Genomic DNA, 12,547 nt, shown 5'->3' with positions numbered 1-12,547 from the left:
CCCCACCGCCCCCCACCGCCCACCCCGTCGATCATGGAGTTGTGGTGGCCGGTAAGTAAGCTGATGCCCCTTTTGTGAAGCACCACAACTCCATGATCGACGGGGGCGGTGGGGCAACTAGCGGGGTCGGTATTCGACCTCGGGGCGGCCGGGGGTGCCGTAGCGGGGGCTGCGTGCCACTCGGTCGATTGTCGCCAGGTATTCCAGGTAACGGCGTGCTGTCACCCGGGAGATGCCGGTCAGCGCGCTGACCTCGGTGGCCGACAGCCCCACGCCGGGGGTCACGTCGGCCAGCGCGGCGCGTACCCGATCGAGGGTCTGCGCGTCGAGCCCCTTGGGCAGGCTGTGCCCGGCGGTGCCGCGCAGGGTGGCCAACATCTGGTCCACCTCGTGCTGGGCGACCACCTCGCCCTCGGCGAGCGCCTGGGCGCGGTAGTCGGCGTAGCGTTCCAGCTTGTCGCGGAACGCGGCGAACGTGAACGGCTTGAGCAGGTAGTGGGTCACCCCGAGGGACACCGCCGTGCGCACCACAGCGAGGTCCCGCGCGGAGGTCACCGCCAGCACGTCGACACTGCTGCCCGCCGCCCGCAGCGCCCGGCAGACGTCCAGGCCGTGCAGGTCGGGCAGCCGGAAATCGAGGAGTACGAGGTCCACGTCGCCGCCGTCGCCCGCGCGCAGCGCCGCCATCGCCGCCTGCGCGGTGTGCGCCACCCCGACGACCACAAAACCGGGAACCCGTTCGGTGTACGCGCTGTGCGCCTCGGCCAGCAGTGGCTCGTCCTCGACGACAAGCACCCGGATGGCGGTCATCGCCGTGCCCCGACGATCGGCATCCGGACGGTGAAGAGGCTGCCGCCGTCGTCCGAGCGGCCCACGTCGTAGCGGCCACCGTGTCGGCGTACCACCTGACCGACAAGCGCCAGACCGAGGCCCCGGCCGGTGCTCTTCGTGGACCAGCCGCGGCGGAACGCGTCGGCCACCCGGTCCGGGGCCAGCCCGGGGCCGCTGTCGGCGACCCGTACCACAAGTTCGTCGTCGACCTCGCCGACGAAGACCCGCACCCGGCGCGGCGCGGGTGTGCCGGCCACCGCCTCCAGGGCGTTGTCGACAAGGTTGCCGACAACCGTCAGCAGGTCACCGGTGGGTAGGGGACTGTCGTCGAGATGGCACTCCGGCTCGATCACCAGGTCCACCCCGCGCTCGCCTGCCTGCGCCGACTTGCCGAGCAGCAGCGCGGCCAGCGCCGGCTCGGTCACCGCGCCGACCACCCGGTCGGTCAGTTGCTGGGCGAGGGCCAGGTCCCGGGTGCCGAGCCGTACGGCCTCCTCGGTGCGGCCCAGCTCCACAAGGGTCAGTACGGTGTGCAGCCGGTTCGCCGACTCGTGGGTCTGCGCCTGCAACGCCTCGGTCAGCGCCCGTACCGAATCCAGCTCGCTGGCCAGCGTGCGCAGCTCGGTCTGGTCGCGCAGTGTCAGCACGGTGCCGAGCGCCGCACCCTCGAAGCGGGTGGTCCGCTGGTTGGCCACGAGCACCCGGTCACCGGCGAGAATCGGCTCGTCGCGGGCATCCCGCCCGGAGGCGAGCAGCTCGGCCACCGCGGGCGGCAGGTCGATCCCGGCGACCGGCTGGTCGGTCACCGGCGCGTCGGCGTCGAGCCCCAGCAGCCGGCGCCCCTCGTCGTTGACCAGGGCCACCCGCCGGTCGGTGGTCAGCACCACGAGACCCTCGCGTACCGAGTGCAGGACAGCGTCGTAGTACTCGTACATCCGGGTCATCTGCGCCGGGCCGAGGCCGTGCGTCTGGCGGCGCAGCCGGCGACTGAGCAGCCAGGAACCGGTCGCGGCGAGCGCGAGGGCCGGCACCGCCACACCGAACAGCACCGGCAGTTGGGCGAGCAGCTTACGGTCGATCGCGCGGGTGGTGATGCCCACCGAGACGAGGCCGACGATGCGCCCCTTGTCGTCGTACACCGGAACGACAGCGCGCACCGACTCGCCGAGCGTGCCGACGTTTGTGACGGTGAAGGGGTGGCCCGCGAGGGCGGGCTCGATCTCCCCGACGAACGGCTGGCCGATCAACTCCCGGGTCGGGTGTGAGAAGCGGGTCCGGTCGGGGGCCATCACGACCACGAAGTCGGTGCCCGTCGCCAGTCGCGTCGATTCGGCGTACGGCTGGAGGATGGTTGCCGGGTCGGCGGTCGTGAGGGCCGCGCGGACGTCGGGGGAGCGCGCCACGGTCTGCGCCACCGACAGCACCTCCTCCTGCGCGGCCTGGCGGGAGTCGCTGCGGGCCAGCCAGACGGCACCCGCCGCGCCGGCCAGCACGAGCAGCGTCACCACCACCGCCTGGAGGGCGAACAGTTGCCCCGCGATGCTCCACTGCCGTCGGGCCACCCCACCACCTCCTCGGTGTTTCGCGGTGAACAGAATGACCGCAAGGCTGTCAACGGGTGAGACGCGCTTCACATTGTCGGCATGGACACCACCGACTCCGCCACCGCACCGGCACCGCCGGTCCGTCGGGACCGTACCCGCTACCTCTACCTGGCCGTCATCGTGGCCGTGCTGGCCGGCATCGTGGTCGGCCTCGTCGCCCCCGAGTTCGGCAAGGAGCTCAAGCCGATCGGCACCGGCTTCGTCAACCTGATCAAGATGATGATCAGCCCGGTCATCTTCTGCACCATCGTGCTCGGCGTGGGCTCCGTCCGTCAGGCCGCGAAGGTCGGCAAGGTCGGCGGCCTCGCCCTCGGCTACTTCCTCACCATGTCGACTGTCGCGCTCGCCATCGGCCTGGTCGTCGGCAACCTCATCCACCCCGGCTCCGGCCTGGACCTGGGACCGGACCTCGCCGGCGCGGGCAAGGCCGCCGCCGGTGACGAAGCCGGGAGTACGGCGGACTTCCTGCTCGGGATCATCCCGACCACGCTGCTGTCCGCGCTCACCGAGGGGGAGGTGCTCCAGACCCTGCTGGTCGCCCTGCTTGTCGGCTTCGCCGTGCAGGCCATGGGCCGGCGCGGTGAGCCGGTGCTCGGCGCCATCACCGTCATCCAGCGGGTCGTCTTCAAGGTGCTCGCCATGATCATGTGGTTGGCGCCGATCGGCGCGTTCGGCGCCATGGCGGCAGTGGTCGGCGCTACCGGCGTGGACGCCCTCAAGAGCCTCGCGCAGATCATGCTGGGCTTCTACGCGACCTGCCTGATCTTCGTGCTGGTGGTCCTCGGCGCGCTGCTCTGGTTCATCGCCCGGATCTCGATCTTCTCGCTGCTGCGCTACCTGGGCCGGGAGTTCCTGCTGATCCTGTCGACCTCCTCGTCGGAGTCCGCGCTGCCCCGGCTCATCGCGAAAATGGAGCACTTCGGTGTGAGCAAACCGGTCGTCGGCATCACGGTGCCCACCGGGTACTCGTTCAACCTGGACGGCACGGCCATCTACCTGACCATGGCGTCGCTGTTCATCGCCGACGCGCTGGGCAAGCCGCTGTCGGTCGGCGAGCAGATCTCGCTGCTGCTCTTCATGATCATCGCTTCGAAGGGTGCCGCAGGGGTCACCGGCGCCGGGCTGGCGACGCTCGCCGGCGGGTTGCAGTCGCACCGCCCGGACCTCGTCGACGGCGTCGGGCTGATCGTCGGCATCGACCGGTTCATGTCCGAGGCGCGGGCGCTCACCAACTTCGCCGGCAACGCCGTGGCGACCGTGCTGGTGGGGACCTGGACCGGGGAGTTCGACCGGGAACGAGCGGTCGGGGTGCTGCGCGGCGACGACCCGTTCGACGAGGCGACAATGCTCGACGAGCACGACGACGAGGACGAGTCGGCGGCGCGGCGGCCGGACGAGAAGGCGACCGTGCCGGTCGGCTCGCCAGCCTGAGACACGACTCGGGAACCCCGGGGCGTGCGGGCCTACGCGCCAGCGCCCCGGGGTCACGGGCGGCACCGGGCACCGCTGACAGCCTTGTCCAAACGATTCTCAGGCGACAGTACAGCGGAGTGCTTGACTGCTCAAATTCTTGGAGGTAATGTCGTCCATCAATCAAACAAACCTCCGAGAGGTGTCCCGTGCGATTGAAATCCATTGCCGTCGCGGCAACCATGGCAGGCCTCGTGGCCACCGCCCCCGCCGCTTCGGCAGCAGCTCAAGAAGCCTCCGACGAGGCGTGGCCGCCCGGAAACTGCCAGCCGGGCACATTCTGTGTCTGGCCCAACTGGGCATTTCCCGAGCCCGCTCCCGTGGAAACCCCGTCCCTTGTGACCAGCAAGGAATGGTCAGGCAGCGTCCCGGCGCTGACGTACTACAACTACACGTCCCGAAACGTCGACATGGAATTCGTCTACACGTGGCCCGACGGCTCGACCACCACCCGTACGACCTGCGTCCCCCGTGGTGGCAACATCTTCTATGTGCCGATGGCGGTCACAAAGTTGACGTGGCACGAGGGCGCCTGCTCGGCCTGAGGTGCGCGCCCGGCACCTGATCTGTTGCCGACATCAGCGCGACAGTGCTGGGCGTCGGAGGTTCTTCCGCCGGCAGCGAGCGGATCAGATGCGGAAGGCATTGCGAGCCTGGGAACGCTTATCGTGCGGGCGGGTTCGCGCGCCAGATTGGACTGGGGAATCGCAGAGCGCCGCCGTCTACCAGTTGTCGAACGGGTGGGTGGCAGGGCGGTCAGGGTCTGAGCCCTGCCGTGCTGCCCGACTCGCAGGTCGGCGGCGCGAGATGTACGTGTCGGTAACATTGCGGTGGGCGATTGCGGCAGGTTGATAGGGAAGTTCGGGCGAAATCCCGGAAGTTCATTCCTGAGAGCACTCTGTGACAAACGCAACTGTCGCTTATCTACCGGCTCAAGGAATTGGGTGTGTAAACAACGCCCGGTACCTTCCTGACGTGCCTGATGCTCCTCGACAGTTGATCGCCAATCGTTACCGACTGGTACGTCCACTCGGCCAGGGTGGAATGGGCCGCGTGTGGCAGGCCCGTGACGAGATGCTCGAGCGGGACGTGGCCATCAAGGAGCTGGTGGCCCCGCCCGGCCTGCCAGACGGCGAGCGCCGGGAGATGCGCGAACGGTCGATGCGCGAGGCGCGGGCCGTCGCCCGGCTGGGCCACGTCAACGTGGTACGCGTCTTCGACGTGCTGCACTCCGGCGACGACCCGTGGATCGTGATGGAGCTTGTGCCGTCCCGGTCCCTGCATCAGGTCCTCGAAGCGGAGGGGCCGATGCCGGTGGCCCGCGCCGCGCAGATCGGGCTGGGCGTGCTCGACGCGCTGCGGGCCGCGCACCAGGCCGGTGTGCTGCACCGGGACGTCAAGCCCGCCAATGTGCTGCTCGCCGACGACGGCCGGGTGGTGCTCACCGACTTCGGGTTGGCCACCCTTCCCGGCGATCCGCGGGTGACCCAGACCGGGATGGTGCTCGGCTCACCTGCGTACCTCGCACCGGAGCGGGCCACCGACGGCGACGTCGGCCCGGCGGCAGACCTGTGGTCGCTCGGCGCCACCCTCTACGCGGCGGTCGAGGGGCGTACCCCGTACCAACGCTCGTCTCCGATGGCCATGCTGGCCGCGCTCGCCACCGAGCTGCCCGCGCCGGCTCAGCACGCCGGCCGGCTGGCCCCGCTCCTGGAAGGGCTGCTGCGGCGGGAGCCGGATCAGCGGATAAGCGCCGAGGAGGCGGATCGTCTGCTGCGGCAGGCCGCCGACTCCGCCGACCCGACGAGCGGAGACGACCAGGTCGAGCAGGCTGTCCCGGCCGAGCAGGTCGAGCAGGCTGTCCCGGCCGAGCAGGCTGTCCCGGTCGAGCAGGCCGAGCAGGCTGTCCCGGTCGAGCAGGCCGAGCAGGCTGTCCCGGTCGAGCAGGCCGGTCCGGTCGCCGGAGGCGGTCCGGGCGGCCCGCTCGGGCGGCCGGCCCTGCCGGTGGCGATGATCGACACCGGCGACCGTACGCCCACAATGATCGTGCCCGAGTTCGTCACCGTCGAGTCCGGTCAGTCGGCCCAGCCGGAGACCGGCAGCCCGGCCCGTCGGCGTCGCGGCTGGCTCGTCGGCTCGATCGCCGCTGCAGTGCTGGCCGTGCTGATGGCGAGCGCGTCGCTGCTAAACCTCGGGTTGCCCGGGGGACCGGACCCGGCGGCGGACCCGCCCGCCGACGCCTCTCCTGTTGCCGAGGCTCCGGTCGCCAGGGTGCTGTCGCCGCCGCCCGCCGGGTGGCACTACCACCGCGACGATCCACGCTTCCTCGTACCGGTGCCGGACGGCTGGCAGCCACTGCGTGACGGTCAACGGGTCGAGTTCCGCGAGCCGGATGGCAGCCGCTGGCTCGTCCTTGACGAACTCCGGCCGGTCCCCGCCGACCTGGTCGCCCAGCTGCGGGCCCGGGAGAAGTCGGAGCGTCGACGGTACGCCGACTACCGGCGGGTCACGCTCGCCGCGCTCGACTATCAGGTGCGGGCCGCCCAGTGGGAGTGGACGTACACCGATGCCGACGGCACGCCCATGCGCGCCACGAGCCGGGCCTTCGTCGACCGCAACGGGCACGCGTACACAATCGGATGGACCACCTCGGACGCCGAATGGGCGGCCAGCCGGGGGATCTTCGCGCTGGTCACCGACGGCTTCCAGGGTCTGCCGGTGGCGGCCGGTCCGCCGTCCGGGACCGCTGCGGCCCCGCCGGTCGCGGGTACGGCGCAACCGTCGGCAAGACCGGGCGGCGGGTCGACGGCCGCCGCGGGCAAGCCGGGGCAGCAACCCTCGGCGCCGGCGCCGCCGACGCAGACCAGCGCGCCCGCCGGGCGGCAGATCGTCAGTTTCGCCAGCGGCCGGTGCATCGACATCCCGGAGGGCAAGGCCACCGCCGGCGCCCGACTCCATATCTGGGACTGCCACCGGACCGCCAAGCAACTGTGGACGTTCCCCGCCGACGGCACGGTCCGGTCGATGGGCAAGTGCCTGGACGTCGCCGGCCAGTCCACCGCCGACGGGGCTGCCGTCCAACTGGCCGACTGCACGGGCGCCGCGTCCCAGAAGTTCACCCTCAACGGGGCCCATGACCTGGTGAACATCCGGGCGGACAGGTGCGTCGACGTACGCGACGGCAACCTCGACAACGGCGCGCGGTTGCAGATCTGGCAGTGCACCGGAAACGCGAACCAGAAGTGGCGGGCGAGCTGAGCGCCCACCGCCCCACCTGACGCCAGCCGAGGGCGCGATCGGGCTGTTCGTCGGAGAAAGTCGCCGGCCGCCGGGAACCTCGGTGAAGAATGGTGGACCGGGGAGGGGTGCTGCAACGAATCCGGGGGAGCAGGCGTGGTCGGAACCAGCCTCCTGGACCGACTGCGCCACCGGCAGGACAGCAGAGCCGTCCTGGGGCGCGCGGCACGGCTGACCCTCGTGGCGTCGGTCGTCTTCTACGCCTGCCGGTACGGTGCGGGAAGTTCGGTGCTCGCCACGTACGGCCTGTTCGGTGTGGTCGCCACCGGGTCGTTCGCCCGGCTGCCCGGCCCGGCGTCGCAGCGGGCGCGGATCCTGCTTCTGGCGCTGCCTGTGGTGTGGGCCCTGATCGTGGCGGGCTCGCTGCTGGCGTGGAGCACCTGGGCGGCTGCCGGTGGGATGCTCGTCGTCGGGTTCGTGGTGGCGTTCGCCGGCGTCGGCAACCCGCGCCTCGTGGGGCTGGCCAGCGCCTTCCAACTCTTCTACATCCTGGCGTCCTTTCCGCCGTACCAGCCGGGCACCCTGCCGCAGCGCCTCGGCGGGGTCACCTTCGCCGTCGTGCTGCTCGCCGCGGCCGAGGTGCTGCTCTGGCCCGACCCGGTGCCCGTGTCGTACCGGCAGCGGCTCACCCGCGCGGCGGACGGCGTCGCGGCGTTCCTCGACGACGCCGCCGACACGCTTACCGACAGGGCCTGTGGTCGGGACGGCTCGCGCGAGCGGGCGTACGACGCGGTGGCCGCGCTCGACCTGGCCCGCAACCCGCCGGAGTGGGCGCCCACGGCGGCGGGAGCACAGGACCGGGCGTTGCGGACCTGCGCGGCGGCGTTGCGGGAGGTGCTTGCCGAGGCGGACAGGCTGGCGGCGGACGCGCCACCGGAGCCGATCCCGGACCTGGACGCGGCGCGGCTGCTGCGCGCCTGCGCCGCGACGACCCGGGCCGCGGGCCGCGACCTGTCGCCGGGTGCCCCGCCTGTCGACCTCGGTGACCTGGACGCCGCGATCGGGCGGGCCGAGATGGCGTACCCCGGTGGTGTCGGTCGCGCTGCGGCGGACGTGGCCCGGTTGTGTCGGGACGCGACGGCGCTGGCCCTCGCGGACAGCGCGCGGGTCTTCGCCGTCGGCACACGGGTGGCTGTCGGTGCGCGGCCCGACGGTGGGGACGCCTATGCGGGGCTGTTCGAGTACGCGCACCGCCGACCGTGGACGCTGTACCGGCGGCAGTTCCTCTCCCACCTGGCACCTCGGTCCGCTCACCTGCACAGCTCGCTGCGGCTCGCCGTGGCGCTCGCCGTTGCCCGGGTTGCCGCAGGCGTCCTGAACCTCACCCACGGTTTCTGGGTCCTGTTGGCAACCCTCACCGTCCTGCGGACGTCGGCGGTGGACACCCGCGTCGCGTTGCGGCCCGCCGTGCTGGGCACCGTCGTCGGCGCGGTTGTCAGCGGCCTGGTGATGTTCGCCGTGGACGACCCGGTCGTGTACGCCGTCGTCCTGCCGATCACCCTCATCCTGGCGTTCGGCGCCGGAGGCCTGCTGGGTCCGCTCTGGCAGCAGGCGCTGTTCACGGTGCTGCTGACGGTCGTCTTCGCCCAGCTCAGCTCCGAGGGGTGGCGGCTGGCCGAGACCCGCATTGTCGACGTCCTGCTCGGTGCGGTGATCGGCGTGCTCGCCGGCGTCGCGCTGTGGCCGCGCGGGGCGAGCCGCGACCTGCGGCGCAACGCCGCCGGTTACCTGCTGGCCAGCGGGAACGCTGTCGACCGGATCGTCGAGGCGGTACTCGGCGCTGCCGCGCATCCCGGCCCGGCCGTCGAGGACGTCCGTCGACGGATGATCCTCGTCGACTCGTCGTACTGCCAGTTCCGCTCCGAGCGCCACGACCCGGGCAGGCAGCCGGTGAGCTGGGACGTCGTCCTCAGCGCCGGGCACCACGTGGTGCCGGGCGCCGAGTCGCTGCTGCGCCGCAACCCGCCCGGCTGCCTGGCCGACTGGCCCGAGGCCGCCGCGCTGCTGCGGGACACGGCACGGCACCTGCATTCGGCGTACGGGGACCTGGCCGGCGCGGTGGCAAACGACCGGGCTGCGGCCCCGATGCCCGCCCCGAGCGACTGTGTGGACGGGCTTAACCGGATCCGTCCGCTGCTCGGGGCAGCCGACCCCGCGTCGGTGCGGCACCTGGTGGAGGTCGACAGGTGGCTCGCCGGCCTCGCCTCCAGTCTGGCCCGGATGCGCCCGAGCGCCCCTGTCGAATCGCACCAGGGGTGAGCGCGCCGAAGGCCGCCCCTCGCCGATTGGCCATGCCCGACCGGCGGCTCCGCACCTAGCGTCAAGGCATGGAGATCGCGAAGGCGCAGCAGTTGTGGAAGCCGGAGCCCGGCTGGTTGAACACCGCCTCCTACGGGCTGCCGCCCGAGCCGGCGTGGACGGACCTCCAGGAGGCCCTCGCCGCGTGGCGCGTCGGCGGCACGTCGTGGGAGGGCTGGGGCGACTCGGTGCAGCGCTCCCGTACCGCGTTCGCCGGTCTCATCGGCGTGCCGGACAGCGACGTGGCCGTCGGCGTCACCGTTTCCCAGCTTCTCGCCCCGGTCGCGGCGGCACTGCCCGCGGGGGCGACGGTGGTGGTGCCCGAGGTCGAGTTCACCTCGAACCTCTTCCCGTGGCTGGTCCAGGAGGAGCGCGGCGTCACGGTCCGCACCGTGCCCGTGGACACTGTTGTCGACGCGATCGACGCCGACACCGACCTGGTCGCGTTCAGCCTCGTGCAGTCGGCCGACGGGTCCATCGCCGCGTACGACGAGATCGTGGCGGCGGCCCGCGCGCACGACGCGCTGGTGGTGGTCGACGCGACCCAGGCGTGCGGATGGCTGCCGTTCGACGGGAGCCGCGCCGACGTGGTGGTGGTGGGCGGCTACAAGTGGCTGATGAACCCGCGCGGCACCGCGTACGCCTATCTGGCCCCTGACCTGCGCGACCGGCTGCGCCCCGACGCCGCGGGCTGGTACGCGGGCCGCGACCCGCACGCCTCCTACTACGGCCCGCCGCTGCGGCTGGCCGACGACGCCCGCCGGTTCGACATCTCGCCGGCCTGGTTCAGCTGGGTGGGCGCGGCACCCGCCCTGGAGCTGGTCGCCGACATCGGCGTGCCCGCGATCCAGACGCACAACGTGGCGCTGGCCAACCGGTTCCTCACCGGGCTGGGCCGGCCACCGGGTGCCAGCGCCATCGTCAGCGTCGACGTGCCCGGCGCGGAGGAACGCCTGGCCGCGGCCGGCATCCGGGCGGCGGTCCGTGCGGGACGGGTGCGCGCCTCGTTCCACATCTACTCCACGGAGGCCGACGTGGACGCGGCGCTCACCGCGTTGACGGGGTGATCCAGGTCAGGCGAGATGACCGCCGATCTTCGTGTAGCCCCGCAGCAGGTCCCGCGAGATGATCAGGCGCTGCATCTCGTCGGTGCCCTCGAAGATCCGGTACAGCCGGACCTGCCGGTACCAGCGCTCGATGGGCAGCTCCCGGGTGTAGCCCATGCCGCCGTGGATCTGGAGCACCCGGTCTACCACCCGGTTGACCATGCCGGCGCCGTACAGCTTGCCCATCGACGAGGCGTGCCGCGGGTCCAGGCCCTGGTCGACGGTCCACGCCGAGCGCAGCACCAGCCAGCGGGCCGCCTCCAACTCGGTCTCCGAGTCGGCGATCATCCACTGGATGGCCTGGTTGGTGCCGATCTTCGCGCCGAAGGTCTCCCGGGTGTTGGCATAGTCGATGGCCATCTGGAGGACCCGCTCCGCGATGCCGATGGCGTGCGACGGGATGGTGTAGCGGCCCTTGCCGATCCACTCCATGCCCAGCGTGAAACCCTGCCCGATCTCACCGAGGATGTTGCGGTGCGGCACGCGTACGCCGTCGAAGATCAGCGACGCCGGGCCACCCTCGCCCATCGTCTGGATGAACTCCGATCGCCAGCCCATCGCCCGGTCCACAAGGAACGCGGTGGCACCCCCGTTACGGGCGCCCTTCTCCCTGTCGGTCACCGCGACGACGATCGCGAAGTCGGCGTCGTGGCCACCGGTGATGAAGGTCTTCTCGCCGTCGAGGATCCAGTCGTCGCCGTCGCGGCGGGCGGAGAACCGGATGTTCGCCGCGTCCGAACCGGCCCCCGGCTCGGTGATCGCGAAGCAGGAGCGCCGCTCGCCCTCGATCGTCGGGACGAGGAACTCCTGCTTCTGCTCCTCGGTGGCGTGGAACAGGATGTTGTCGGCCTCGCCGCCGAAGCGGAAGGGCACGAACGTGCGACCCAGTTCGGTCCAGATCAACGACTGGAGCACCGCAGGCAGGTTCATCCCGCCGTACTCCTCGGGGGTGGCCAGGCCCCAGAAGCCGAACTTGCGCGCCTTGAGTTGCAGCTCGCGCACCTCGGAGTGGTCCAGGCCCGGCTGGTGTGCCCGCTCCCGGCGGAGCACCTCCGCCTCCAGCGGCATCACCTCGCGCTGGATGAACGAGCGGACGGTGTCCCGCACCGCCCGCTCCTCGTCGGTGAGCGAAAAGTCCACGGTGGTCCTCCTGGCGTGAGCGCTGGCGGTTTCCTCTAAACTAGCGCTGCAAGTTTTACCGCGTCCAGACCCCCGCGGCCGAGACACCCGAGGAGCGCAGTGCCCCGACCCCGCCAGCCCCGGCTCACCCGGCAGCTGATCGTCGAGACCGCCACCGCGCTCATCGACGCCGACGGGCTGCCGGCGTTCTCCACCCGCCGGCTCGCCGCCGAGCTGGGCGTGCGCGGCCCGTCGCTCTACAACCACTTCGCCACGAAGGACGAGATCCTCGACGCGGTCGCCGACACGGTCATCGGCGTGGTCGACACCAGCGGCTTCACGAGCCGGGACTGGGTCGCCGCGCTGCGTGACTGGGCCTGGTCGTACCGGCGGGCGCTCACCGCGCACCCGAACATCGTGCCGTACCTCGCGCAGGGCCCGGGCCGGCGACCGGCCGCGCTTGCCATGGCCGACGCGGTCTACGGCGGACTGGTACGCGCCGGGTGGCCGCCGGCGCGGGCCACCCACATCGGGGCGGCGGTGCGCTACTTCGTGGCCGGGTCGGCGCTCGGTTCCTTCGCCCGGGGCTTCGTCGAGGACCCCGAGTTGTACGCCGCCCACTACCCCCACCTGAACCAGGCGCACCGGCTCGCCGAGCACCAGCAGAGCGTGGACGAGGGCGCCTTCGCCCTCGGCCTGGACGCACTGCTGCACGGCCTCGCCGCCGAGTACGCCCGCAGCATCGCCCCCCTCGACCCGGTGGAGTCCGCCCGGCCCAGCGGGTAGCGTCCAAACTCCCAGCGCTAGTTTCAGCACCCACCG

At 71.7% G+C, this 12,547-nt stretch carries 9 protein-coding genes; 6 read left to right on the top strand and 3 right to left on the bottom strand.

Annotated features, from left to right (window positions below; all coding sequences use genetic code 11):
- Positions 1-117 precede the first annotated feature (117 nt).
- Both ADK66_RS20435 and ADK66_RS20430 read right to left on the bottom strand, forming a co-directional pair.
- Positions 118-810, bottom strand: a complete 693-nt coding sequence (locus ADK66_RS20435) for a response regulator (protein WP_053657718.1) — start codon at positions 808-810, stop codon at positions 118-120.
- Positions 807-2,393: a sensor histidine kinase gene (locus ADK66_RS20430; RefSeq protein WP_082377574.1), complete on the bottom strand. Its 1,587-nt coding sequence runs from the start codon at positions 2,391-2,393 to the stop codon at positions 807-809. Before ADK66_RS20430 ends, ADK66_RS20435 begins: the two co-directional genes overlap by 4 nt.
- 81 nt (positions 2,394-2,474) lie before the next feature.
- Between ADK66_RS20430 and ADK66_RS20425 the strand changes: the two genes are divergently transcribed.
- The 5 genes from ADK66_RS20425 (at position 2,475) to ADK66_RS20405 (ending at position 10,567) form a co-directional block, all read left to right on the top strand.
- Positions 2,475-3,866 (top strand): cation:dicarboxylate symporter family transporter, encoded by a 1,392-nt coding sequence (locus tag ADK66_RS20425; RefSeq protein WP_053657716.1) that lies wholly within the window; start codon positions 2,475-2,477, stop codon positions 3,864-3,866.
- A gap of 188 nt (positions 3,867-4,054) precedes the next feature.
- Complete coding sequence (locus ADK66_RS31535) at positions 4,055-4,450, top strand: hypothetical protein (protein WP_157552718.1); 396 nt, start codon at positions 4,055-4,057, stop codon at positions 4,448-4,450.
- A 499-nt stretch (positions 4,451-4,949) separates the two neighbouring features.
- Positions 4,950-7,163 (top strand): serine/threonine protein kinase, encoded by a 2,214-nt coding sequence (locus ADK66_RS20415; RefSeq protein WP_053657712.1) that lies wholly within the window; start codon positions 4,950-4,952, stop codon positions 7,161-7,163.
- Positions 7,164-7,298: 135 nt separating this feature from the next.
- Positions 7,299-9,461, top strand: coding sequence for an FUSC family protein (locus ADK66_RS20410; RefSeq protein WP_082377572.1), 2,163 nt, complete (start codon positions 7,299-7,301; stop codon positions 9,459-9,461).
- A 68-nt stretch (positions 9,462-9,529) separates the two neighbouring features.
- Positions 9,530-10,567: an aminotransferase class V-fold PLP-dependent enzyme gene (locus ADK66_RS20405; protein ID WP_053657710.1), complete on the top strand. Its 1,038-nt coding sequence runs from the start codon at positions 9,530-9,532 to the stop codon at positions 10,565-10,567.
- A 6-nt stretch (positions 10,568-10,573) separates the two neighbouring features.
- On the opposite strand, the gene ADK66_RS20400 is transcribed toward ADK66_RS20405, so the two are convergent.
- Positions 10,574-11,746 carry an acyl-CoA dehydrogenase family protein gene (locus ADK66_RS20400; protein ID WP_053657708.1) on the bottom strand — a complete coding sequence of 391 codons (1,173 nt, stop codon included), beginning with the start codon at positions 11,744-11,746 and terminating at the stop codon, positions 10,574-10,576.
- 99 nt (positions 11,747-11,845) lie between these two features.
- Between ADK66_RS20400 and ADK66_RS20395 the strand changes: the two genes are divergently transcribed.
- Positions 11,846-12,511, top strand: a complete 666-nt coding sequence (locus tag ADK66_RS20395) for a TetR/AcrR family transcriptional regulator (RefSeq protein ID WP_053657706.1) — start codon at positions 11,846-11,848, stop codon at positions 12,509-12,511.
- Positions 12,512-12,547: the final 36 nt, after the last annotated feature.

This window comes from Micromonospora sp. NRRL B-16802 (assembly GCF_001279555.1).
Taxonomy (GTDB): domain Bacteria; phylum Actinomycetota; class Actinomycetes; order Mycobacteriales; family Micromonosporaceae; genus Micromonospora; species Micromonospora profundi.
The sequence above is the reverse complement of the archived record's forward strand: the minus strand, read 5'-3'. Positions and strand labels throughout refer to the sequence as shown.